Source organism: Mucilaginibacter sp. P25, assembly GCF_050859465.1.
Taxonomy (GTDB): Bacteria; Bacteroidota; Bacteroidia; order Sphingobacteriales; family Sphingobacteriaceae; genus Mucilaginibacter; species Mucilaginibacter gossypii.
Window position 1 is genome coordinate 1,083,243 of record NZ_CP193937.1, and the last position, 22,777, is coordinate 1,106,019.

Annotated in this window: 21 protein-coding genes, 1 pseudogene and 1 riboswitch; of the genes and pseudogenes, 9 read left to right on the plus strand and 13 right to left on the minus strand. The window is 42.7% G+C overall.

Annotated elements, in window-relative coordinates:
• Positions 1 to 77: 77 nt before the first annotated feature.
• Positions 78 to 1,142 (minus strand): FecR domain-containing protein, encoded by a 1,065-nt coding sequence (locus ACRQ5D_RS05745; protein ID WP_432328533.1) that lies wholly within the window; start codon positions 1,140 to 1,142, stop codon positions 78 to 80.
• A gap of 241 nt (positions 1,143 to 1,383) precedes the next feature.
• Here ACRQ5D_RS05745 and ACRQ5D_RS05750 point away from each other — a divergent pair, with 241 nt between their 5' ends.
• Positions 1,384 to 1,983 (plus strand): RNA polymerase sigma-70 factor, encoded by a 600-nt coding sequence (locus tag ACRQ5D_RS05750; protein ID WP_432328534.1) that lies wholly within the window; start codon positions 1,384 to 1,386, stop codon positions 1,981 to 1,983.
• Between the two features lie 222 nt (positions 1,984 to 2,205).
• Here the strand turns inward: ACRQ5D_RS05750 and ACRQ5D_RS05755 are convergent, their stop codons facing one another.
• Together ACRQ5D_RS05755 and ACRQ5D_RS05760 are read right to left on the minus strand one after the other, a co-directional pair.
• Positions 2,206 to 3,543 carry an efflux RND transporter periplasmic adaptor subunit gene (locus ACRQ5D_RS05755; RefSeq protein WP_090530676.1) on the minus strand — a complete coding sequence of 446 codons (1,338 nt, stop codon included), beginning with the start codon at positions 3,541 to 3,543 and terminating at the stop codon, positions 2,206 to 2,208.
• Positions 3,544 to 3,579: 36 nt separating this feature from the next.
• Positions 3,580 to 5,025, minus strand: a complete 1,446-nt coding sequence (locus ACRQ5D_RS05760) for a TolC family protein (RefSeq protein WP_091167531.1) — start codon at positions 5,023 to 5,025, stop codon at positions 3,580 to 3,582.
• 101 nt (positions 5,026 to 5,126) lie between these two features.
• Here ACRQ5D_RS05760 and ACRQ5D_RS05765 point away from each other — a divergent pair, with 101 nt between their 5' ends.
• The gene (locus tag ACRQ5D_RS05765) at positions 5,127 to 5,750 is read left to right on the plus strand and encodes a polysaccharide deacetylase family protein (protein WP_091167529.1); all 624 of its coding nucleotides are present in this window, start codon (positions 5,127 to 5,129) and stop codon (positions 5,748 to 5,750) included.
• 83 nt (positions 5,751 to 5,833) lie between these two features.
• Here the strand turns inward: ACRQ5D_RS05765 and ACRQ5D_RS05770 are convergent, their stop codons facing one another.
• The 4 genes from ACRQ5D_RS05770 to ACRQ5D_RS05785 all read right to left on the minus strand — a co-directional run bounded on the left by ACRQ5D_RS05770 (position 5,834) and on the right by ACRQ5D_RS05785 (position 9,196).
• On the minus strand, positions 5,834 to 6,628 hold the full coding sequence (locus ACRQ5D_RS05770) for an alpha/beta hydrolase (RefSeq protein ID WP_091167525.1): 795 nt from the start codon (positions 6,626 to 6,628) through the stop codon (positions 5,834 to 5,836).
• Positions 6,629 to 6,933: 305 nt separating this feature from the next.
• On the minus strand, positions 6,934 to 7,791 hold the full coding sequence (locus ACRQ5D_RS05775; RefSeq protein WP_432328535.1) for a helix-turn-helix domain-containing protein: 858 nt from the start codon (positions 7,789 to 7,791) through the stop codon (positions 6,934 to 6,936).
• Between the two features lie 104 nt (positions 7,792 to 7,895).
• Entirely contained in the window at positions 7,896 to 8,591 is a 696-nt protein-coding gene (locus ACRQ5D_RS05780) for an alpha/beta hydrolase (RefSeq protein WP_091167516.1), read from the minus strand.
• Positions 8,592 to 8,686: 95 nt separating this feature from the next.
• Positions 8,687 to 9,196, minus strand: coding sequence for a helix-turn-helix domain-containing protein (locus tag ACRQ5D_RS05785; protein WP_091167514.1), 510 nt, complete (start codon positions 9,194 to 9,196; stop codon positions 8,687 to 8,689).
• A 276-nt stretch (positions 9,197 to 9,472) separates the two neighbouring features.
• Here ACRQ5D_RS05785 and ACRQ5D_RS05790 point away from each other — a divergent pair, with 276 nt between their 5' ends.
• A complete protein-coding gene (locus tag ACRQ5D_RS05790; RefSeq protein ID WP_256337409.1) occupies positions 9,473 to 10,228 on the plus strand; it encodes an IS110 family transposase in 756 nt (251 codons plus the stop codon).
• 261 nt (positions 10,229 to 10,489) lie between these two features.
• On the opposite strand, the gene ACRQ5D_RS05795 is transcribed toward ACRQ5D_RS05790, so the two are convergent.
• The 3 genes from ACRQ5D_RS05795 to ACRQ5D_RS05805 all read right to left on the minus strand — a co-directional run bounded on the left by ACRQ5D_RS05795 (position 10,490) and on the right by ACRQ5D_RS05805 (position 12,331).
• Positions 10,490 to 11,461, minus strand: coding sequence for a S41 family peptidase (locus tag ACRQ5D_RS05795; RefSeq protein ID WP_091167512.1), 972 nt, complete (start codon positions 11,459 to 11,461; stop codon positions 10,490 to 10,492).
• A gap of 1 nt (position 11,462) precedes the next feature.
• Positions 11,463 to 11,894 (minus strand): MarR family winged helix-turn-helix transcriptional regulator, encoded by a 432-nt coding sequence (locus tag ACRQ5D_RS05800; protein ID WP_091167509.1) that lies wholly within the window; start codon positions 11,892 to 11,894, stop codon positions 11,463 to 11,465.
• 62 nt (positions 11,895 to 11,956) lie between these two features.
• On the minus strand, positions 11,957 to 12,331 hold the full coding sequence (locus tag ACRQ5D_RS05805) for a hypothetical protein (RefSeq protein WP_091167507.1): 375 nt from the start codon (positions 12,329 to 12,331) through the stop codon (positions 11,957 to 11,959).
• Positions 12,332 to 12,525: 194 nt separating this feature from the next.
• On the opposite strand from ACRQ5D_RS05805, the gene ACRQ5D_RS05810 reads away from it, so the two are divergent.
• The gene (locus tag ACRQ5D_RS05810; protein WP_091167504.1) at positions 12,526 to 13,272 is read left to right on the plus strand and encodes a class I SAM-dependent methyltransferase; all 747 of its coding nucleotides are present in this window, start codon (positions 12,526 to 12,528) and stop codon (positions 13,270 to 13,272) included.
• A 3-nt stretch (positions 13,273 to 13,275) separates the two neighbouring features.
• On the opposite strand, the pseudogene ACRQ5D_RS05815 reads toward ACRQ5D_RS05810, so the two are convergent.
• From ACRQ5D_RS05815 to bshA, 3 genes and pseudogenes are all read right to left on the minus strand, one after another.
• A pseudogene (locus ACRQ5D_RS05815) lies at positions 13,276 to 14,687 on the minus strand (voltage-gated chloride channel family protein).
• Positions 14,688 to 14,720: 33 nt separating this feature from the next.
• Positions 14,721 to 14,785, minus strand: a riboswitch (Fluoride riboswitch).
• A gap of 425 nt (positions 14,786 to 15,210) precedes the next feature.
• Positions 15,211 to 15,402 (minus strand): hypothetical protein, encoded by a 192-nt coding sequence (locus ACRQ5D_RS05820; RefSeq protein WP_090530691.1) that lies wholly within the window; start codon positions 15,400 to 15,402, stop codon positions 15,211 to 15,213.
• Between the two features lie 94 nt (positions 15,403 to 15,496).
• Complete coding sequence (bshA, locus tag ACRQ5D_RS05825) at positions 15,497 to 16,651, minus strand: N-acetyl-alpha-D-glucosaminyl L-malate synthase BshA (protein ID WP_090530693.1); 1,155 nt, start codon at positions 16,649 to 16,651, stop codon at positions 15,497 to 15,499.
• A 177-nt stretch (positions 16,652 to 16,828) separates the two neighbouring features.
• Here bshA and ACRQ5D_RS05830 point away from each other — a divergent pair, with 177 nt between their 5' ends.
• From ACRQ5D_RS05830 to ACRQ5D_RS05850, 5 genes are all read left to right on the plus strand, one after another.
• Complete coding sequence (locus tag ACRQ5D_RS05830; protein ID WP_091167496.1) at positions 16,829 to 17,251, plus strand: VOC family protein; 423 nt, start codon at positions 16,829 to 16,831, stop codon at positions 17,249 to 17,251.
• A 198-nt stretch (positions 17,252 to 17,449) separates the two neighbouring features.
• Entirely contained in the window at positions 17,450 to 18,124 is a 675-nt protein-coding gene (locus tag ACRQ5D_RS05835; protein WP_091167493.1) for an energy transducer TonB, read from the plus strand.
• A 47-nt stretch (positions 18,125 to 18,171) separates the two neighbouring features.
• Positions 18,172 to 18,675: a hypothetical protein gene (locus ACRQ5D_RS05840; RefSeq protein ID WP_091167490.1), complete on the plus strand. Its 504-nt coding sequence runs from the start codon at positions 18,172 to 18,174 to the stop codon at positions 18,673 to 18,675.
• Between the two features lie 234 nt (positions 18,676 to 18,909).
• A complete protein-coding gene (locus ACRQ5D_RS05845; RefSeq protein WP_091167488.1) occupies positions 18,910 to 21,228 on the plus strand; it encodes a PSD1 and planctomycete cytochrome C domain-containing protein in 2,319 nt (772 codons plus the stop codon).
• Between the two features lie 4 nt (positions 21,229 to 21,232).
• On the plus strand, positions 21,233 to 22,690 hold the full coding sequence (locus tag ACRQ5D_RS05850; protein WP_091167486.1) for a DUF1501 domain-containing protein: 1,458 nt from the start codon (positions 21,233 to 21,235) through the stop codon (positions 22,688 to 22,690).
• Positions 22,691 to 22,777 lie beyond the last annotated feature (87 nt).

The following is a 22,777-nucleotide window of genomic DNA, read 5'->3' on the forward strand; positions in this document are numbered from 1 at the left end:
GGTAGCACATCCGGGTTTTTTTATGTAAAAGAGAATGTTAGTTTTTGATCATAGTTTCCTTTTTGTTTTTTTAGTCGTTAATCATTATTGTTGTTTCGCGTAATGTTTACTGTATTGCCATTTATCGAATAATTGATAGCGGTATTAGCTTTTATAATTGCCAGCACTTTTTCAATGCTCTGAATGTTTTTGAAACTACCCGAATAACGAATGCCGCTCAGTTCGGCATCGGTCATGTTAATAGTGACGTTATATCTTCGTTCAAGCACTTTAGCTATCTCGCTAAGGGTAGCGCCATCAAATACCAGCAGGTTTTCCTTCCAGCCGTCATAACGATCAAGCTTTGCCGAGTCAATCTCTGATACCTGGATCTCGTTCAGGCTTTTGGGCTCGGGGGTTGCATAGCTGTAATTCTCTTTTTTGGGGTGATAATAGATCCGGAGCACCTGCCGCGGCTTTACATAAATGCGGCTCATTTCATGCGCGTTGTTATCTACATTTCCCTCTACAGATACCTCGCCTTTTACTACTGTGGTTTCAAAGAACGGGTCGGAGGCATAGGCCTTAAGATTAAACTTTGTACCGATATCCCTTATGGTATAGTTTTTCGTATTTACAATAAAAGGGACCTCTTTTTTACCGGGGGCGATATCAAAAAAAGCTTCGCCTTCCAGGTAAACGGTACGGGTTGTTTTACCAAAATCGGCCGTATAATTAAGCTTGCTGCCTGCATTAAGCCAAACCTGCGTGCCATCGCTCAAAACAATTTTTTTAATGGCGCCAGGGTTAGCGGCTATTTGCCTTACACTTTCTACATTTTTTGAATACCTGTTATATAAGGTAACGGTAACCGCTGCCAGTAAAGCAATAGTCGCTGCCACTTTGCCCCAGGTGATCAGCCTTGCATAGCGCGACGGCTCCGCTGGTTCCATACCGGTCGAAAGTTTATTATAGGCATTGTCTTTATTTACAACCGCCGGTTGCAGGTAAAGCATGTTATGCCAGGTATCATACAGTTGTACAAAATACTGCTCGTTTTCGGGGTGCGCACTTATCCATTGTTTAACCTGCTCAAGCTCCTGTGGGGTAGCTTCGCCCGTTATATATTTTACCAGTAGCAGTTTTACTTCTTCGTTATTCATTTGTAATATTATCGTTAAGACAATCGAAAAAACAGATACCCTCAAAACGAAAAGAAATATTTTTCAATTTTATTCGGCGAGCAACCTGAACGTCCCCTTCATATTACGCGTAACTGTTTTTTTACAGAATGTTTGTGATTAGCTTTTCATTATTTCCATATTAAATTTGATACAGAATGAAAAACTCTGTAACTTGTTAAAGTTTTTTAAAAAGTATTCGGATTAATTAAAGGCGGGATTAATGATCCAGGAAAACAAACTACCTATAACCTCATTTACACAGGGTGACGCGAAAACGTTTGAAACCCTGTTCAGGCTATACTATACCCGCTTAACTTTGTTCTCCAATCGTTTTGTAAACGATTTAACCGTTGCTGAAGAAATTACCGCCGATGTATTCACCCACCTGTGGGAGCGCGGGCATGAGGTCAATTTCTGCTCATCAGTAAGTTCCTATCTTTTTAAAATGGTGCAAAACCGGAGCCTTAACTACCTTAAGCGCCAGAAAATAGAAAACCTTTACGTTAATTACCTCGAAAAAAACAACTTGTTTGATGAGTTGCGCAATACGCTCGAAAACGGACTGGAGGAAAAAGAACTCGCCCTGCAGATAGAAGCAGCCATAGCTACCCTTCCCGAAAAATGCCGCGAGATTTTTGTACTGAGCCGTTTCAGCGATATGAAATATCGCGAAATTGCCGTACAGCTTAATATCTCCCCTAAAACAGTAGAGCGCCAGATGAGCATCGCCCTCGAAAAATTACGCCAGGTGTTGAAGCATGTGAGTTATATGCTTTTTAAATTGCCGGTCAAAACCCGGCGAACAGCGAAGGTGAAATGACAAAAGAAGGCCTGTTAGCCTGAGCCTGTCGAAGGGTTGCACGCAGGCATCCCGTCCATGCTTCGAGGACAAGGCTATGACAGCAGTTCATCTTAAACTCGCGCTCTTTTTTAACGAGTGTTTTAATCATCGGAAATTCCGTTCACAAAAAAGCCCGGCTTCGCCGGGCGCTAAAATCTAATTTATCATCTGCACATTTGAAATCTGCACATCTAAAATCAATTATTTAGTATTATCGGCGTTAAATAATTTTGACTTATCTACTTTCTGAACAGCTTGCCCATCGCTAAGCGTTTTTGAAATAGCCGAATATGGAGCTGATACAACTTCTTCGCCACCTTTAAGGCCGGATAAGATCTGGATGTAACTATCGTTTTGGATACCCGTAGTTACCTGTACCTGTTTAAGCTTACCTGCGTTTAGTACAAATACGTATTCTTTGGCTACCGGACTGATTTGTGGTTTACTCTTATCCTCATCAGCTTTAGGCGGGCCGTTATTTTCTTTCTTTTCCTCGCGGGTGGTTACCGATTGGATTGGTACCGACAGCGCTTTGGCCGAATTAGTGCTGATATCAACAGTGGCTGTTAACCCCGGACGGAAAGGTGATGGATTATCGGCTGTTTTCTTTAACAGTGCGGCATATGAATCGGCATTGATCCTCACTTTTACAGTAAAGTTTGTTACCTGGTCGGCAGATGTACCTACCACGTTTGCCGAGCTACCTATTTCAGTTACCACACCGGTAAATTTCTTGCCTAAAAATGCGTCTACTTCAATTTTTGATGAATCGCCAAGGGAAATGCGGTTGATGTCGTTTTCATTCACGTCAACATTCACATCCATTTTGCTCAGATCAGATATAGTCATGATCTCGGTACCGGCAAATTGCTGGGTACCCAAAACACGCTCACCTTTTTCAACAGATAGCTTTGAAACCACCCCGTCAACCGGCGAGTAAATAGTTGTTTTCGCGAGGTTATCCTGTGCTTCCTTAACCGATGCCTGTGATTGTGCCAGGCCATATTGCGAGCCTACCACATTTTGTTTGGCAGCTTCAAGCGATGCTTTAGCGCCTTCATAAGCAGCTTTGGCATTTTCAAATTCCGAAACCGTTAACACTTTTTTATCATAAAGCTCTTTACTGCGCTTGTAAATACCGGCCTGGTTAGCATAGGTAGCTTCGGCTTGTTTAAGCATCTGGCTTGAATTACCTACGCTTGCTTTTTGGGTATTGTATGACGCGATAGCCCGGTCATAACCTGACTTTAAAATGTCGGGCCTGATCTTACAAAGCAATTGGCCTTTTTTAACCACATCACCCTCTTTTATTGGCAGCTCAACCACCTCACCCGATACTTCGGGGCTTATCTTAACCTCAACATGTGGTTTGATCTTTCCGCTGGCCGATACGGTTTCATTTATTTCGCGTGTTTCGGCCTTTTCGGTAGCTACCTGGGTTAGCGCGGGCTTGCCTATCAGGCCCGTAACCTTAGCAATGATCAGCAGGACAATCAGTGCGCCAAGACCTATCAGAATATATTTAGTAGTTTTTCCCATGACGGTGAATTTGGATATTTTACGGTTAAGATTTTATTAAAGTGTTATAGGGTTACCTAAATAATAGTCAATGACTTTGCTTCTGAAAATCACCTGGTATTGCGCCTCAATCATATCAAACTGCGATTTGTTAAGATTGGTTAGCGATGTATTATAATCAAGCGAGTTAACCAAACCTACTGTATAGCGTTGCTGGATAATATTAAACGCATCTTTATTTGCGTTATAAGTTTGCGTTGCCGATGCATAACGCTTATCAGCCGCCTGTAAATCCCATACCGCCTGGTAGATAATCTTGCTCAAATTGTTGCGGGCCAGTTGCGCTGTAACCTCGGCATTTTGATTTTGCAGTTTTGCTTTCCTAACCGCTGTGCGTGACAGAAACCTGTTGAAAATCGGGATCTGTAAACTCACCCCTACAGATTGGTTAAAATTATCGCTCAGTTGCCTGAAGAATGGGTTGCTTTTATAACCAACTTTATAGTTAGGCACTACAACCGCCTGTTGCGAATTTTGCACAAAACCAATAGTGTCAAATCTGCCTGTTGGAGTAACACCAAATGGCGTGTTCTTGGCATCAGAAAAGTATGAACCGGCAGCACCAAATAATACTACCGACGGATAGTAGTTGCCTCTTGCTATTTTAACACCCTGCGCCGCAGCTTTTTGACGTTGCTCAGCCAATAACACATCTGGGTTTACTGCAAGAGCGGTTTTTACAACTTCCTGGGCATCGTATACAGTTTTCACATTGTTTAACTTACTGATGTCGGGCCTTTCAACTCTAATATCAGTGCCGGGATCCATCTCCATATATTGCTTTAGGGTCAATAAGGATTGCTCCAGCTGATTTTCGGCATTGGTATAGTTAAGGTCGTTGGTTGATAGCTGCGCTTTGGCTTGCGACAGATCGGCAAGGGTTTGATTACCCACATCAAAGCTTTTCTGGGCGCGGTCCAAAGCTATTTTTGATACATCAATTTGCTGTTGCGCAGCCTTTACCAAATCCTGGTTGGTTAGCACCAGCAGGTAGGTAGTAACCACGTTCAATATCAGGTCGTTTTTTACTTTGGCAACGTTGGTTTTGTCAGCATCAAGCAAAATCTTGTTCTGAATTACTGTATTACGCAATTGCCCGCCCTGAAACAGTGTTACCTGCGAGGTAAAGTTACCATTAACCGCCAGGATGCGCTGGTTGCTGAACTGGTTGGTTGAAGGGTCGATATTACGGCCAAAGTTGAATGAGCCCTGTGGGCTTACGGCTAAATTTGGCAGTTGATTATATTTCGACTGTTTAAGATCTTCGTTGGTGATGGCAGCTGTAAATTCGGCCTGTTTAATGGTAAGGTTACGTTCAAGGGCCAGGTCTACCGCCTTTTGCAAGCCTATTACTTCCTGCGCGCCGGCATTAATGCCGCAAACCGAAAATATTATTGTGCAAATGAGCGTTGCTTTAACTGATAGTAATAATTTTAGTTTCATAAGGTTTTTCTATACAATGGTAAGCAACTGTTCATTACATTGCAGTGTTTATTTTTGTTAAATGTTGTTAATAGGGATAAAACACAAACTACCTCATCTGTATGTACCTGGTTAAAACCCCGTGGCTGCTGAAAAAGCTTTATCCCCAACTTACCTGGGATATAAAATCAACTGACCGTTGCATTTATCTCACTTTTGACGACGGCCCTATACCAATTGTTACACCGGCTGTATTAAATATTTTAAAACAATACAATGCCAAAGCCACCTTTTTTTGCATTGGCGACAATGTACGCAAGCACCCCGATATTTTTGAACAGGTAAAAGCCGGTGGCCATGCCATTGGCAACCATACTTTCAATCACCTTAAAGGATGGAAAACCGATACCCAAACCTATGTTGATAATTTTTTACAGGCCGATAAATTGCTGGATACATCGTTGTTTCGGCCCCCTTACGGAAGGATAAAAAGGTCACAGGCCCGCGCGCTGAAAGCAGCGAAACCCAATCTGAATATTTTTATGTGGGATGTGCTCAGCGGCGATTTTGATGCGGCCCTTAAACCTGAAGATTGCTTAAAAGGAGTGCTTAAATATACCGAAGCAGGATCGATGGTAGTATTTCATGACAGCATCAAAGCTTTTGATCGATTGGAGTATGTACTGCCCAGGGCATTGGAGGCTTGGAGCAAGGAAGGGTATAGTTTTAGCCCCCTAACCCCCTAAAGGGGAAAATAACAGTTGGCAATAAAAAAACCGGATGCCAATATCGGCACCCGGTTTTTGAGTTTTTAAAAGCTACCGATAGCTTATTTTTTTACAGAAGCATTTTCGGCTGCTTTTATAATTACAGCGGCAACTGCTTTAGGTTGCGATATGAAAACCACATGGCTTCCTTTTATTTCAGTTATTATTGTATTTGAACGTTTGTACATAGCACGTTCTATATCAGGATTGATGCTTTTATCTTCAGTGGCAACTATGCCATAAGCAGGTTTAGTTTTCCAGGCTGCATTAGTGATAGGGGTGCCAAATCCTTTTGCATAAAAGGCACCTTGTGAAGCATACATGAAATCAGCATCTTCTTTGCTTATATCGGCACAAAAACCGGCATGGAATTTAGCTTTGTCATAATAAACAATGCCTTTATCATCAGGTGCCAGAACACCATTTTCAGGAGCAGGAGGAGCAGTTTGCAACCATTGAACAGATGTTTCACCTTTATCTGGCTGCAGTGCCGCGATATAAACAAGGGCTGCTACTTTTGGGTTGTTACCTGCTTCGGTAATTACCGTACCGCCCCATGAATGGCCTACCAATACCGCAGGTCCGTCTTGTTTGTCCAATGCTATTGTTACAGCTTTAACATCGTCTTCCAAAGAAGAGAGTGGGTTTTGCACCACTGTAACATTATATCCTTTTTTGGTAAGTTCATTGTATAATGCCTTATAGCCAGATCCATCAGCAAATGCGCCGTGTACCAGCACTACATTTTTTACGGCCTGGGCCTGTGATGAAATAGTAAAACCTAATACGGCTGCAAAGGTTAATGCCAGGCTAAGTAGACCTATTTTAATTCTGTTTTTCAATGTTGGAGTTTTCATATTGTTTTATCTTAAATGTTGTATTTGATTTAACAATACAAAAGTGCCCCAAATGCGGCAGGTGGGAAATGTCGCCGCTTCCCGAAAGATTGTAATTTCTTCCCGAATGGCTTAAATGAGTTGGGAAAGTTCTTCAATTCCCTCCCTTGGGGAGGGGTGCGGCTGGTTTGCGCGGTGGCAGGGAGGGGTTTGTACGCCATGTAACGGATATATCGGGCTATGAAACCCCTCCCTACACCCTACCAGGAGAGGGAATCGCACCTCCCCCACTTTTTACCTTTTTAGTTCAACACATTTGCTTCCTTTTACGCTGCCACCGGCTGCGCTTTCCCATTTCTGAACTCTGCGGGCGACTGCCTGGTATGTCGTTTGAAAAAATTACAGAAATAGGCAGGATCTTCAAAACCCAGTTCATAAGTAATTTGCTTAACCGACTTTGTGGTGTAGCTCAACAACCGCCTCGCCTCAACAATAATACGCGCCTGGATCACCTGTTGCGGCGTTTTGTCGTTATAAAGGGAGAAAATATTTGAGAGCGTTTTGGGCGATTTATTCATCAGTCCCGCATAAAAGTTAACCGAATGCTCGTTTTTGAAATTCATTTCAACCAGCAGGTTAAATTTCCGGAAGATATCCAGTTTTTGATCCTGGTTATTTTCTGCGGGAATGTATTCTGTACGGGCCATCTGAGTTACCATGATGATCAGCCGCTTTAACAGCATGATCAGCATGTCATTCTGAATTTCATCTTTAATATGCAGTTCCTGCGTAAAAATATCAAGCAGTACTTTAAGCTTCGATTGGCTGGGATCATCCAGAGGAATGAACAGCAGATCGCCCATCCCAAAAAGAAAACCTACGCAGCTTACTTCGGTATCATGGTCTATCAAACAATAAAACTCCCTGTTAAATTGCCAGGCGATGATATTAGCCGACCTTTCGAACGTAAAGGTTTGGTCGAACATGAGCGGTAACAGCGTATTCCCGTTAAATACATGATCTGCACCATCTATATTGATTATTTGACTCGCGCCGGTATTCCAGGCTATGGTAAAGTACTTCTTTGTTTTATCACGGGTATAAAAGAAACGGTCAAAATTTTCTTCCCCGCTGATCAGTAACAGATCGCCGCCGGTTTTATGGTCGGAAACAATTAACTTCATTAATTTTTGGTGCTAAAGATAAGGCAGATTGATGAGGTTTTAAACAAAACATCCGCATACGGTTTAATGCACACGGATGTTCATACAGTATTTAAACTGTTTTTTTACACTTCCGAAGCTTTTCTGGCTGCTTCAATAATCACATCGGCAACAATCTCTGGTTGCGACATAAAAATCACATGGCTGCCTTTTACCTCGGTTACAATAGTGTTTGATCGATTATACATAGCATGTTGAATATCCGGATTGATACTTTTATCCTCGGTAGCAATTAAACCATAAGCCGGTTTATGACGCCAGGCCGCGTCAGTTATCGGCGAAACAAAACCTTTTGCGTAAAATGCACCTTGTGATGCATACATAAAAGCGGCTTCATCGGCATCAATGTCAGCGCAAAATCCAGCGTGAAACTTGTCTTTATCATAGTATACAATGCCTTTTTCATCGGGAGGTAACACGCCGTTTTCCGGTGCAGGTGGTGCGGTTTGCAGCCACTGCAGTGCTGATTCGCCGTTATCCGGCTGAAAAGCCGCGATATACACCAGCGCAGCTACATTTGGATGATTACCGGCTTCGGTAATTACAGCGCCACCCCACGAGTGCCCGGCAAGGATGGCGGGGCCACTAATCTTGTCTAATACAACATGGGTTGCTTTTACATCATCTTCCAATGAGCTTAGCGGGTTTTGCACCACCAATACGTTATAACCTTTTTTAGTAAGGATTTGATAGAGTGCTTTAAAGCCAGATCCGTCTGCAAACGCGCCGTGTACCAGCACTACATTTTTTAAGTTTTCCATGGCTAATTTGTTGTTTTATAATGATTTGATTTATCACAAAGCAACAAACTGTTTCAAGCTTAAACAATGCAGTAATAGCGGAAGTACATGTACAATTAGCGGTATTTTTTACGGAAAGCCCCCGGCGACATCTTTACCATCCCAATGAACATCTTCGAAAAATAGACGTAATCGGCGTAACCCAATTCATAAGCAATGGCCTTAATGGTTTTATCGGTATAAATCAGCAGGCGCTTTGCTTCAAACATGATCATATTCTGAATCCAGTAACTAACCGTTTGTCCGGATATTTCTTTAACCGCTTCGTTAAGATATGGGGTAGATATATTTAAAGCCGAAGCATATGAAGAGGGCTTTTTCAATGTTTTATATTCTGCAAAAATCAGCCTTTTAAAAGCCGTAGTGATCCTGACAGCGCTTGAGTCTTTCCTCCCGTGAGCTATTGTACTATCAACGTATTCTCCGGCAAACATGCCTGCTACAGCATCAATCAATCCCCGTTTTATATGTTCCTTACAGCTATTAACACTTGCATCTTTCACTTCAGCGCCCAGCAGTGAAATCGCCGATTTTAGCCTCCCGCCCCTTTCTGCGTTTATCGCCACAGGCGTTTGTACAAAACCTTTGTTCTTGAAGAAAGCAACGTAGTTGTTTTTTACCGTTGTTGAAGTGGGGGTTGCAAGGGGGTGTTAAGAACTAAGAAGTTTGTTAAGAACGTTAAATTAAGGACAGGGGTGCACTACAGTACAAAATAGTTTTATAGAACTTTCGGTTGTATAAGTCCCCTGCCCATAATTGTCTAAGGCCCAGCTAGAATATTTTCCTTGAATCAACAAAGGTTTTTGGCAAAAGACAATTTCAATTAACTAAAAAATACAAACATGGAAAACTACAGTTTTATCTTGGGTGTTGATGTTTCAAAATTGACATTAGACATCAGTTGCGCAGAGTTACGTCTGCACTTGAAAATCAATAATGATAGCAAAGGCTTTGCTGAATTTAAAAAATGGTGCAAGGTAAACGCCATTAGTCTTTGTAAAACATTCATCGTAATGGAACACACTGGCGGTTATGAATATCGGTTCATTCAATTCTGTGATTCATTATCAATTGCCTATTCTCGGATCTCACCTTTAGAAATTAAAAGATCTATGGGTATGACCAGGGGAAAGAACGATAAAGTCGATTCCTTCCGGATCAGTCAATACGGCGAAGAAAAGATCAAACGTTTAAAGCCTGATCAGCCTATCGATACTAATATCTTATTATTAAAACAATTCTTGTCCTTTCGTAAAAGATTGGTAAGGGAAAGTGCTGGGCTAAAGGCTACTATAAAAGAGCGCAAACACAATTATAAAATAAATAAGTCTGATACCGTTATTCGCATTTCGACAGAAAAGATAAAATCGAATCTTAAGTATATTGAACAGTTAGAGGACGAAATAATTTCCTTAATAAAGTCAAATGAAACACTGTTTCTTAACTATCGAATATTGGGAAGCATTAAAGGAATCGGTCCAATAAACGCATGCATGACACTTGCATATACAGAGAACTTTAACTCTTTCACTGATGCCAGAAAATATGCCGTATATGTTGGGGTTGCTCCTTTGAAAATACTTCGGGAACTAGTATAAAGGGCAAAATGCGAACAAGTATCCTTTCGAACAGAGATCTTAAACAAGAATTAAATCTAGCTGCAAAGGTGGCTGTTACACATGATCCAGAAATAAGAGCCAATGCTGATCGAAAACTAAAAAACAAACGCTGCCGGTTGTTTTAAACAACGTAAAATTCAAATTAATCCTCAGAATGTTCTCGCTAATAAAAAGAGGCGAAATGTACGTTGAGAATTATCAAAGAGACTCTTAAAATCAATTTCATGCCATACAGCGGTTTTATTTATGATTCACCATCCTAAGTGCAAAATCGAGTGCTTGATCCGCTGGAACAGCCTTATCGGGTTTTACGCCCACTGTTTCCCAATCTGATTTTGTGATAGGATTAATAGCGCGGGCAAAAGGCACATTAGCTACAAATCCGTTACCAACGGTAAACGGTTGTACCGGATGGGCGCCCCCGCCGGTAGTCTCACCAATAATAACAGCCCGTTTTTGCGTCTGTAAGTCGTAGGTTAGCTCTTCACCAGCTGAAAAGGTACGTTTACTGGTTAAAATATAAATAGGCATATTGTGAAATCCCTTTAAAATTGTATCTGGGATTGCCCAATATGCTGTTGTGGATTTGTCTTTTCTGAAATACAAATCATTCAAATGCGTCTTTTGGTTAAACAATAAACCACAAATGAAACTCACCATCCGTGGATCACCACCCATATTGTTCCTTAAATCGATAATCAATGATTCGCTATTACTAACAAAACGAAAAGCAGCAAGCGTCATTATTTTAGCGGTAGAATCCGGCTCAAAAAACCCACCAATTTTTAAATAGCCGATATTCCCGGGCAAGATCTCTGCTTTATCAAATCCGAAATTCACCCTTTTTCTGAACTTTAGCATTCTTTCTCTTTCCATAATTGTATCAGTTTTGCCATTAGCAGACGTGAAAAGAGGATCATAACTAATGGATAAATGGCCGTCGCGATACACAGACAAGAGATCACTAGTAAGTCTAGCAGCAAACGCAGCCGGGTTTTGAATGGTATCGTAGCTGCCTGATTTAAGCTGGTCCTGAATAAAACTGCCCATCTTTATAGCTGTATCCAAGTAGATATAATTTGCTTTAAGGCTTGCGGATATTTTTGCAACCGTTTCGGATTTTACTTTTTTCGTCAGATTTACTGTCTGAGCACAGACCATTCCGGTTGAAAAAATCGAGATCAGCAACAATGTTGTTTTAAAGATTTTCATATTAAGATTTACAATTTTCTATAATCTTGGTTAAATATTTATCAAGATGTGCTACTTCCTCTTTACTTATTCCATCAAGTGCTTGTTTTCGGTTTCTTTCAGTTATAGGCTGCATAGCCTGTAAATTTGCTATTGCCTTGTCAGTCGGACTAAGGTTAAACCTTCTTCGGTCATTACTATGGATGGCTCTAGTGAGATATTGTTTCTTTACCAGTATTTCGACAATGCGCGTTACAGATGCAAAATCTTTGAAAGCAGCCTCAGCTATTTCCTGCTGCGTCCAGTCTGGATTGTCACTAACTGCTTTTAAAACGAGCCACTGATCTATTGTTAAATCAAAGCCATTTTTCATCATGTTTCGTTGAGCAAATTGCCTGTAACTCTTAATAGCTTTTTCAAGAGAATAAAAAAGTATGGTATCTAGCTTTTCCATATTATTTAATTGATACAATTATAATTGATATATCAATTAAATCCAAATAGCAATTCGACTTATTAATAAAAATGTTTTTTACATATTATTTGGAAATGTTCCAGCCCTAGAATACAACCTTCATCAAGAATAAACTTATAAGTTTGATTAAGCAAAAAGGCATCCACAGCAATAACGTAAGCATCGGCTTCGGTGTCAAAATGCTGCATTACCTGCCCAGGCAAAATGTAATAAACAGATTGAGCCGGTATCACCATCCCGCGCGAATCAACTACGAGTTTCAGGTTACCGTCCGTTACCAATACAAAAAGATAATGTTCGTTGCGGTGAGGGCTCTTAAGAAAATGAAGATCGCCCGCTTTTCTATAATCAACCACTTGCAAACCAAGCTCAATTACTTCATCAAGTTTGATTGTAGGAATAAGTTCATTGCTCATGAATGCTAAATTTAATACAGTTATTACACTGTTGTTTAATTAATTACACAAAGTTGCTTATTCATCGCATGATATATCTATGTACAATTCCCGGATGATTGTAATTATTTCCTGTTGATGTTACCATCTCAAATCCATGCTTTACAAAATAACAGTGTTTTGAACTATTGCCGAATTATCTTTCCTTTGCACCCATGAGCAACGAACTCACCGACAAGGCATTTTGGGCTGGTTACTGGGAATCAAAAAAAGACCTGGCTTTCAATGTGCCGGCTAGTTATACTTTTCACAAGCTGCTAAAAAAGATTATCGATACCCATAAACCGGCGTCGGCTATTGAGCTTGGAGGTTTTCCGGGTTATTTTGCCATTTTTTTGAAGAAGTATTTCGGGTTAAAAACTACACTGTTCGATTTTTATGTGCACCCAAAAGTTTTAAAGGAAGTACTGGATGTCAATCAGCTTAATGATCAGGACATTGCAGTTATTGAAGGCGACCTGTTCAAATACCAACCCGAAACCGAATATGACCTGGTACTTTCATGCGGATTGATAGAGCATTTTAATGATACCAAAGGCATTATTGAAAAACACCTCTCTTTCCTTAAACCAGGAGGCACATTGTTTATTACCCTGCCTAACTTTACCGGTGTTAACGGATGGGTACAACGCAACTACGACCTTAATAACTACGAAAAACACAACATCAATAGTATGAACCCTCCATTACTGGCCGGCTATTGCAAGGAACTTGGCTTAAAAAATGTTGAGGCATATTATTACGGCAAATTTTCGGTTTGGCTGGAGGATAAGGCTAACAAGCCTGCCATAGCTAAAGCGATCACCAAACTGGTGTGGGTAGCCGGCAAGGTTTTTACCAAAATCATACCGGTTGAATCAAAGCTGCTATCTCCTTATATTGTGGTTACCGCTACTAAATAGTGCTTATTCTCTCGCTTTAAGGAAACTATATTTCGCCAGTTTATGGTATAAATATCCGCGCCTTTTCATTGCTTCCGAAAGCGTTTTGTCATCAGCCGGCCCACCGGTTAACTTAGTAACTCCAATTCTTTGGGAGCCATATATACCCGTATGCCCGCTGAAAAGATAGGCTGTGAAACAGGCCACGGCAAACAACAGGGCGTGTTCGCCACCAAAAAGCTCTATACCCATAAAAGTACAGGCCAGCGGGGTATTAGTCGCGCCTGCAAAAACGGCTATGAAGCCCAAAGCTGCAAACAGGCTAACTGGCGCATCAAGTAAGCCAGATAAAGTGTTACCCAAAGTAGCGCCAATATAAAACAGCGGTGTTACCTCGCCGCCTTTAAAACCGGTACCTAAGGTTACAGTAGTGTAAATGGTTTTCCAGAGCCAGCTCCAGGTACCGGCACCGCCGGCATGAAAAGCCGAAGGGATTGTAACAGCGCCAACATGTTCGGCATCTACCCCTAAACTCAGATAATCGGGTTTGCCATTAACAAAAGTAAGCGCGATAATGATCAGCCCGCCAATAAACGGGATCAACCAGGGTGTTTTAATGTATTGGGTAAAAAACTTTTGATGCCATGTACCATTTTGGCAAAAAGGTAACTGGCCAGTCCGAAAGCGATTGAAGCTACTATGGTTTTAATGATAAGCAACAGATCGGTTGAAATATAACCCGAAAACCAATGCGGGATAACCGGGACAATATCGATATGATAAGGCGTGTGATGAACTCCCCATGCAGCTACAGTAACATCCCCAACAATGCCCGCAATAAGGCAGGGCAGCAGCGCATTATATTGCACCCGGCCTATCGTCAGCACCTCCATTGCAAAAACAGCACCAGTTAACGGCGTACCAAATACCGCACCGAAACCCGCCGCTATGCCCGCGGTAAGTACTGTTTGGGTATCAGCTTCGTTAAGCTTAAGCCATTTGCCTATCATTTGGGCTAAGCTGCCGCCCATTTGTACAGCCGTTCCCTCGCGCCCGGCCGAGCCGCCAAACAAATGAGTGATAATGGTGGTGATCAGCACCAATGGGGCCATACGCTTAGGGACCCCGCCACCGGGGTTATGAATTTCATCAATAATTAAATTATTCCCCTTTTCGGCCGGACCACCAAAAAATTTATAAATGAAAAATATCGCGATACCTGCCAACGGCAGCAAATACAATAACCAGTTATGTGCAAACCTAAAATGGATAGCCCAACTCAACAACCACAAGAATAAGGCAACCGCGCTGCCAATAACAACAGCTATGGGGATGATAATGACCGTCCACCGGAGGGCGTTTTTAAGAATTGCGAAATGTTGCGAAGAAAAAGTCGGTTTTGATTTTGCATGTTGCTGATATTTATGTACCCACAAAAAATTAGCACAGGATAAAAGCCTGTGAGTTAATTGTCTGTAGGCGCCATCAGCTTTTTAGGGCGGTTAAGTAGGAAGACACCATTTCCTTTTGTGATGCTAATATAGGTTTCTTTTGTTCTAAAACAAAAGTTTTAAAAGCTCGGGATGTGCGATTCCCCTCTTGAGAGTAATAGCCCATAAAAAGGCATAGTCATGAAAATCATCGCGCATATCGACTCACCCCGACATCGCTGCACTCGTCACCCCTCTCTACGCAAGCGTAAAGAGGAGATTTTCTCTTTTATTTTTCTTTACCCTCTTTGCCCAAAGGGCAGAGAGGGTGGTCCAGCGTAGCGTAGACCGGGTGAGTCAACTATACCGCTTGTAATTTCCAGTCTAATTCATCATCTGCTCTTGATGGGCTATTACTCTCAAGAGAGGGGATCTAAAATCTACAAAATAAAATAGCCTTACTTAGCACGTATGCATGAGTAAGGCTATTTTCCCTTGTCTTTTGAACAGACCGGCTCAAGTTATCTACTTAAGCAACGCTTAGTGTTTCCACATCCTTAAGTGCCAGAAGCATTAATTTACCCTGGTATTCCACCCAGATGTCGGCGAAACTATTCTCATCGTACCCCATAAATTTTAATGGATGACCAATGTGCAGGTTTTTCCATTTCTTTCCGATGTACTTAAGGAGTTGTCCGCTTTTTAGTGTGTGCTTTGCCATAAGTTTTAACTTTTAGGAGTGAAAAACTAAATTAATTAACGAAACCGATAAAATTTAACTTTTAAAGAATATTTTTTGAATTGTATCAGGTTTATTACAACTGTTGGTTAAACAGCTTAGCTTTATTTTGCTCAATTACCTCAAGGTAAAAGTTTTCATATTTGGGCAAAATGGTAGATAATTCAAACTCTTTGGCGTGTGCCAGTGCATTTTCTTTAAATTTAGCTAAACGTTCTTCATCCTCCAAAATAAATATTGCTTTTTCTGCCATACCTTCTACATCTCCTGGCTCTTTCAAAAAGCCTGTTACGCCATCAATATTTAATTCGGGCAAACCACCGGCATTACTGCTGATCACCGGCACTTTACAAGCCATAGCTTCAAGCGCTGCTAAACCAAAACTTTCTGATTGCGATGGCATCAGGAACAAATCGGATACTGAAAGGATCTCTTCAACAGCATCCTGTTTACCTAAAAAACGCACGTTATCGGTAACGCCCAAATCGCGGCAAAGCTGTTCGCACATGGAACGTTCGGGGCCGTCGCCTACCATCAGCAGTTTCGACGGGATCTTTTTAATTACTTTAGCAAAAATCTTCACTACATCTTCGGTACGTTTTACCTTACGGAAGTTGGAGGTATGCACCAGGATCTTTTCGCCCGAAGGTGCAATCGCTTTCTTAAAATGATCTTTAGGTTTTAGGCTAAACCTGCTAAGGTCAATAAAGTTAGGGATCACGAGGATATCCTTCTTAATATCAAAAAACTTATAGGTATCCTCTTTAAGGTTTTGCGATACGGCTGTTACACCATCACTTTGGTTAATGGAAAAAGTAACAACCGGTTTAAAGGTGCGGTCTTTACCAACCAACGTAATATCTGTACCGTGCAGCGTAGTTACCACCGGGATGTAAATGCCATAGGTCATTAATATTTGCTTGGCCATAAACGCGGCCGAAGCATGGGGTATAGCATAATGCACATGCAGTACATCCAATTGTTCATGACGCACCACATCAACCAGCCTGCTTGCCAGGGCCAGCTCGTAGGGCGGAAAATCGAACAGCGGATAGTTGGAAACCGAAACTTCGTGATAAAACAGGTTTTCGGAAAAGAGATCCAACCGCGCCGGCTGGTTATAGGTCACAAAATGAACCTGGTGACCACGGTCTGCAAGGGCTTTACCAAGTTCAGTGGCAACAACCCCGCTTCCGCCAAAGGTTGGGTAACAAACAATTCCGATCTTCATTAATATGTTTTAATTGGTGCAAGTTTAACTGCAATTTACATCAAATGTGTTAAGCTTGTGTAAAATGATGGATGGATGATAATTACTTGCATATTTATTTTGCCGGCGTTGCCAACCATATCTGTTACCGAGTGTTTAAACATATATTAAATCCATAATAAACAACTGATTATCAACATGAGCAACCATATAAATTTAGCAATAAACGGAATACAACATATCGGTGTGCCGGTAACCAATATTGAAGCATCACAACAATTTTACGCCAGACTGGGCTTTAACAATGTAATGCAAGCCCCTTTTACCGATAACGGCGGTACCGGCACCTGCGTTATGATGCAGCGCGGCAATATGATCATGGAGCTTTACCAATTGCCTGAAGCTTCGCTGGCCGAGATCCGTTCAAGATCAAACGGGCACATTGATCACGTAGCCTTTGATGTTGATGATATCAACCTCGCCTTTAAAACTATTAAAGAAGCTGGCTTCAACGTGATCGAACCAGAGCCCGTGTTTTTACAATTCTGGAAAGATGGCTGCAAATATTTCAACATCACCGGGCCGGATGGCGAACGGTTGGAGTTTAACCAGGTACTTTGATTTGAGAATTCGGATTTTCAATTTCAGATTTAGTTATACATATAAAACAGGTGGTCAGCCAATTACAGCAAGTTGATTGGCAAGCCGCTTGCAAATGGGATACTGAAAACAAATATGACTATCCGTTTAGTTATTCAACCATAATTCTTTCTAAGGCTATCTAAACATAATCCACAATTTATTGTCGATATTTATACTATGCTTAAAGCCCTTTGTCTCCATATCGCGTTGATCATTTTTACAGCGGGCTATTTGCTTGGCCAACAGCCTGCGTTTAAAGGTGGACAGCAGGCGTTTAACAATTTTCTGAAGACAAAGATCATTTATCCTGAATATTCGCGGCAAAATTGTATTTCGGGAACCATCAATGTTTCGTTTATGGTTGATAAAGACGGTGTGGTACATGATGCTAAAGTACAGGATGGCCCCGGTATCGACCTTGACGATGAAGCTTTGAGGGTTATTAAACTTACATCGGGCCAGTGGGTGGTTCCGGCGGGGTATAATCTTAAAACTAATATCGTTCAACCCATCCGTTTTGACCCTGATCCCGCACGTTGCGGGCCTGCCAGCATCCGCGATATGCAAAGCGCCATTGCCAGCTATAAAGCTCAGCAGGAACTGGAAAACGCAGTGACCAATTACTACAGCAATAAATATAAAGGCAAGGCCGATACCACCAAAGAGGCTATCATTATTAACCTAAAAAAACAACTTGGCTACGACGATGATTTTATAAACGATGTATTAAGCCAGGCCGGCGAAAAATTTAAACAAGGCGACAAAGAAGGTGCCTGTCATGACTGGAATTTTATCCGCAACATAGGCAGCGATAAGGCCGATAATTTTATAAAGAAGTATTGCGCCCACTAACCCCTAAAGGGAGAATATACCACCAAATTCCCTAACTTGCCCTTGTTATGAAAACCGAACCTGAACTTCGCAAAAAAATAAAAACCTGGGTAACTGTATTTATCATCGGTCTGGTACTAAGTGGTGTAACCGCTTTCCCTATCGAAACTGAACTTGCCTGGCTTGCTAATCATGCCTCCGTATCTCCGGGATTTATGCAGAACTGGCTAACCAATGTTTATCTCGCAGTAAAAACAACCAATCAAAACTATCCTTACCTGGCTTATGGTACCGACTGGCTGGCTTTCGGTCACCTTGTTATTGCTATGGCATTTGTTGGCCCGCTGAAAGACCCGGTTAAAAACATTTGGATAATTGAGTTTGGCATGATTGCCTGTGTAATGGTGTTCCCGCTGGCCTTTATTGCCGGCCCAATCCGCGGTATCCCCGTTTACTGGCGGTTCATTGACTGCTGCTTCGGTATTTTTGGGATCATCCCCTTATATATCGTTTACCGGGATATTAAAAAGTTGGAAAAGATGAGCAATCAGAACATTGCTCCTTTATATTAAAAAACAAATATTAGCCAGTCAAATTCAATTTATTGGCCATCGGCTATTCCGTTTTTATTCTTTTAAAAATGCCCTCCTTTGCGCGTATGTTAAAACATTTGTACAAAATGTATGAACATATCATTTTTCATGCTATATTGCCCCCGCTAAATCAATTTGAATACATAAATATGTATTTGCAAATTGTGCTATAAATTATATAACTTTAATTTCTGTTTAACCAATTTTAAACCCATGTACCGGAAGTTGTATTATGTGTGGCTTACAATAGCCATCTGCATGCTGTACACGCTTTATTCCTGCCATTCATCGGGCGGGATAGCCGAAGAACAGGTGCCCGATACCATCAGCTACAACTTTAATATCCGCCCAATACTTTCAGACAAGTGCTATAAATGCCACGGCCCTGATGCCTCTCATCGTGAAGCCGACCTTAGGCTTGATCTTCCGGAGAGCGCCTATAAGGCATTAAAAGATAACCCATCATCGCATGCACTCGTCCCCGGAGATCCTATGCAATCGGAGGTTTATCGCCGAATCTCTACCAAAGACACCACCGAGCAGATGCCGCCGGCGTCATCCAATTTAAAGAGGTTATCACCCTATGAAGTTCAACTCATTCACAAGTGGATAAAACAGGGCGCCAAATATGAAAAGCACTGGGCTTTTGTCGCTCCGCGAAATTACCCGGTTCCGCAGGTAAAAAACGCGGCATGGCCTAAAAATGCTATCGATAACTTCGTACTGCAAAAAATGGAGCAGGCCAGCCTGGAGCCTAATCCCGAAGCGGATAAAGAACGCCTGCTGAAACGCATTTCACTCGATTTGACCGGTCTGCCGCCATCTCTTGCTTTAATGGATGAGTTTTTAGCCGATAAAAGCGCCAATGCTTACGAAAAAATGGTGGACAAGCTGATGGCAACTCCGCAATACGGCGAAAAAATGGCGCTGCACTGGCTGGATGTTGCCCGCTATGCCGACTCGCACGGTTATCAGGATGATAATTACCGCACCCAATGGCCATGGCGCGACTGGGTGATCCATGCCTATAACGAAAACCTGCCTTATGATAAGTTTATTACCTGGCAACTGGCGGGCGATCAACTACCCAACGCCACTAAGGAGCAGTTGCTGGCTACAGGCTTTAACCGCAACCATAAAATAACCGAAGAAGGAGGCGTAATTGATGAGGAATACCGGGTTAGTTATGTAACCGACCGAACCAATACCTTCGGCAAAGCACTATTGGGCGTCACATTGGAATGCGCTCATTGTCATGATCATAAATACGACCCTTTTTCGCAAAAAGAGTACTACCAGGTTTATGCCTTTTTTAACAATGTGAAAGAAGTGGGCTTGCAATCAACCGTGGGCGGGCCTGAAACCTACGCTAAAAACCCCATGATGAAGATCAGCAATGAGGATGTTAAAAAGATCCTGACTTTTGTGAATAAGCGCGATACCGATAAGCTCATCGTATCCATAATGACGGATAGTGACAAGGTGCGGCCAACCTACATCCTCAAACGAGGTAACTACGATGCCCATGGCGATGAGGTGCAGGCCGGTACGCCCAAATCCATTTTGCCATTTACCAATAACTACCCAAAAAACCGCCTGGGTTTGGCCGAATGGCTGTTCAACAAAAACAACCCGCTTACCGCCCGTGTATTTGTAAACCAGATGTGGCAGGAGTTTTTTGGCAAGGGCATCGTAAAAAGCTCTGGCGATTTCGGTATGCAGGGCGATCTGCCATCGCACCCGGAATTGCTGGACTGGCTGGCTGTTGATTTCCGCGATCATGGCTGGAATATTAAACGGCTGGTAAAACAGATGGTAATGTCGGCCACTTATCGGCAATCGGCAGCGGCCACACCCGAAAAACTGAAGGAAGATCCGGATAATACTTTATTAGCCCGGGGCCCAAGGGGCCGTTTACCTGCCGAATTTGTTCGTGACCTGGTGCTGGCCAGCAGCGGGCTGCTTAATCCAACCATTGGCGGCCCGAGTGTTAACCCTTACCAGCCGCCCGGCCTTTGGGAAAATGCCACCTCGGGCAGGGGGATTTTGGCGAATTACAAACAGGTGCACGGGCCAAACCTGTACCGCAGGGGAATGTATACCCTAATTAAACGTACCGTTCCGCCAGCATCCTTAGGTATTTTTGATGCCAGCAACCGCGACCAGTGCGAAGTAAAACGCCTGCGTACCAATACCCCATTGCAGGCACTGGTAATGCTGAACGATCCAACAGTGTTGGAAAGCGCGAGGGTTTTAGCGGCAAAACTTTTGCAGGACAAAAGCACATCGACAGCAAAGATCACCAAAGCTTTCCGGTTGATCCTATGCCGCCATCCGGAGCAAAAAGAACTGGCTATTTTAACTTCATACTATACAGATGAACTAAAAACTATGAAAAAGGCGGATGCCGAAAAACTGCTAACCGTGGGCGAATATCCAGTACCGGCCAATTTGGATAAAATAACACTGGCAGCTATGATGAAAGTGGTTGATACCATGTATAATCTGGAAGAAGCCATAACAAAAACCTGAGCACATGGAAAAAGATTTTTTAGAAAACAGGCTTAATATCAACCGGCGCAGGTTTCTTTCCAGGCTCAGTTTGGGCATTGGCAGCGTAGCATTGGGTTCTTTACTCATTCCTGATCTGTTTAGCGGCAAGGGAGATGAAGCCGAGGCTGATTTTATCCCCGGCATCCCCAATTTTGCGCCAAAGGCCAAGCGGGTAATCTACCTTTTCCAGGATGGGGCACCCTCACAACTGGAGTCATTTGATTACAAGCCCAAGCTGCGCGAAATGATGGGGCAGGAGCTGCCGGCATCGGTGCGCGGCAACCAGATCCTTACCGGCATGACGGCTAAGCAGGCTTCGTTCCCGCTGGTAGGTTCTTTTTATGATTTTAAGCAATATGGCGAGTCGCGCGCCTGGATCAGCGATATGTTCCCACATATAGGTAAAATTGCCGATGATATCTGCATTATTAAATCGCTTAACACCGATGCCATCAATCATGATCCGGCACTTACCTTTTTCCAAACCGGGGCACAGCAGGGCAACCGACCCAGCATGGGTTCATGGGTAAGTTATGGTCTTGGCAGCGAGAATAAAAATCTGCCTGCCTTTACAGTATTGCTGTCTAAAGGCAAGGGAAACGGGCAGGGAGTTTATTCCAAACTGTGGAGCAATGGCTTTTTAGATTCCATTCACCAGGGCGTACAGTTCAGCAGCGGCGAAGACCCAATCCTGTACCTGAATGATCCGGAAGGACTGAACCGTCACGAGCGCCGTAAAATGCTGGATAAACTGGCCGAGCTCAATGACATGAACTACAAAGAGTTTGGCGACCCGGAGATAAACACCAAAGTACAGCAATATGAAATGGCTTACCGCATGCAAACCGCGGTACCCGAAATTATGGACGTAAGCAAGGAGTCGGACGATATTGTGAAGATGTACGGGCCGGAGTGCCTTATTCCCGGCACTTATGCGGCTAACTGTTTGCTGGCCCGCAAACTTTCTGAAAACGGCGTACGCTTTGTACAGCTTTACCACCAGGGCTGGGACCAGCACAGCAACCTACCGCAGGAAATGGCGGGGCAGGCTAAAGACGTAGACCAGGCATCCGCAGCGCTGGTTACCGATTTGAAACAACGTGGTTTATTGGATGAAACACTGGTAATCTGGGGCGGAGAATTCGGACGAACCAATTATAGCCAGGGTAAACTGGAAAAGGCTAATTATGGCCGCGACCATCACCCGCGCTGTTTCAGTATCTGGATGGCCGGCGGCGGTATCAAGCCCGGCATCGTTTACGGCGAAACAGATGAGTTTGGCTACAACATTGTAAAAGATCCGGTACACGTGCATGACTTCCATGCCACCATCTTAAATCAATTGGGTATCGACCATAAAAAACTAACTTATAAAAGCCAGGGCAGAAGATATAGATTAACGGATGTAGCGGGGAATGTGGTGAAGGGGATCATAGCGTAAACCCCACCTAAACCCTCCCCATTCAACTATGTCATTGCGAGGTACGAAGCAATCGCACGGAGGCCGAGGGGCTATGCAAGTCCGCCC

Excerpts from the sequence above, each read along its gene's own strand:
- ACRQ5D_RS05745 (WP_432328533.1), bottom strand. The coding sequence starts at position 1,142 with ATGAATAACGAAGAAGTAAAACTGCTACTGGTAAAATATATAACGGGC.
- ACRQ5D_RS05750 (WP_432328534.1), top strand. The coding sequence starts at position 1,384 with ATGATCCAGGAAAACAAACTACCTATAACCTCATTTACACAGGGTGAC.
- ACRQ5D_RS05755 (WP_090530676.1), bottom strand. The coding sequence starts at position 3,543 with ATGGGAAAAACTACTAAATATATTCTGATAGGTCTTGGCGCACTGATT.
- ACRQ5D_RS05760 (WP_091167531.1), bottom strand. The coding sequence starts at position 5,025 with ATGAAACTAAAATTATTACTATCAGTTAAAGCAACGCTCATTTGCACA.
- ACRQ5D_RS05765 (WP_091167529.1), top strand. The coding sequence starts at position 5,127 with ATGTACCTGGTTAAAACCCCGTGGCTGCTGAAAAAGCTTTATCCCCAA.
- ACRQ5D_RS05770 (WP_091167525.1), bottom strand. The coding sequence starts at position 6,628 with ATGAAAACTCCAACATTGAAAAACAGAATTAAAATAGGTCTACTTAGC.
- ACRQ5D_RS05775 (WP_432328535.1), bottom strand. The coding sequence starts at position 7,791 with ATGAAGTTAATTGTTTCCGACCATAAAACCGGCGGCGATCTGTTACTG.
- ACRQ5D_RS05780 (WP_091167516.1), bottom strand. The coding sequence starts at position 8,591 with ATGGAAAACTTAAAAAATGTAGTGCTGGTACACGGCGCGTTTGCAGAC.
- ACRQ5D_RS05790 (WP_256337409.1), top strand. The coding sequence starts at position 9,473 with ATGGAAAACTACAGTTTTATCTTGGGTGTTGATGTTTCAAAATTGACA.
- ACRQ5D_RS05795 (WP_091167512.1), bottom strand. The coding sequence starts at position 11,461 with ATGAAAATCTTTAAAACAACATTGTTGCTGATCTCGATTTTTTCAACC.
- ACRQ5D_RS05800 (WP_091167509.1), bottom strand. The coding sequence starts at position 11,894 with ATGGAAAAGCTAGATACCATACTTTTTTATTCTCTTGAAAAAGCTATT.
- ACRQ5D_RS05805 (WP_091167507.1), bottom strand. The coding sequence starts at position 12,331 with ATGAGCAATGAACTTATTCCTACAATCAAACTTGATGAAGTAATTGAG.
- ACRQ5D_RS05810 (WP_091167504.1), top strand. The coding sequence starts at position 12,526 with ATGAGCAACGAACTCACCGACAAGGCATTTTGGGCTGGTTACTGGGAA.
- ACRQ5D_RS05820 (WP_090530691.1), bottom strand. The coding sequence starts at position 15,402 with ATGGCAAAGCACACACTAAAAAGCGGACAACTCCTTAAGTACATCGGA.
- bshA (WP_090530693.1), bottom strand. The coding sequence starts at position 16,651 with ATGAAGATCGGAATTGTTTGTTACCCAACCTTTGGCGGAAGCGGGGTT.
- ACRQ5D_RS05830 (WP_091167496.1), top strand. The coding sequence starts at position 16,829 with ATGAGCAACCATATAAATTTAGCAATAAACGGAATACAACATATCGGT.
- ACRQ5D_RS05835 (WP_091167493.1), top strand. The coding sequence starts at position 17,450 with ATGCTTAAAGCCCTTTGTCTCCATATCGCGTTGATCATTTTTACAGCG.
- ACRQ5D_RS05840 (WP_091167490.1), top strand. The coding sequence starts at position 18,172 with ATGAAAACCGAACCTGAACTTCGCAAAAAAATAAAAACCTGGGTAACT.
- ACRQ5D_RS05845 (WP_091167488.1), top strand. The coding sequence starts at position 18,910 with ATGTACCGGAAGTTGTATTATGTGTGGCTTACAATAGCCATCTGCATG.
- ACRQ5D_RS05850 (WP_091167486.1), top strand. The coding sequence starts at position 21,233 with ATGGAAAAAGATTTTTTAGAAAACAGGCTTAATATCAACCGGCGCAGG.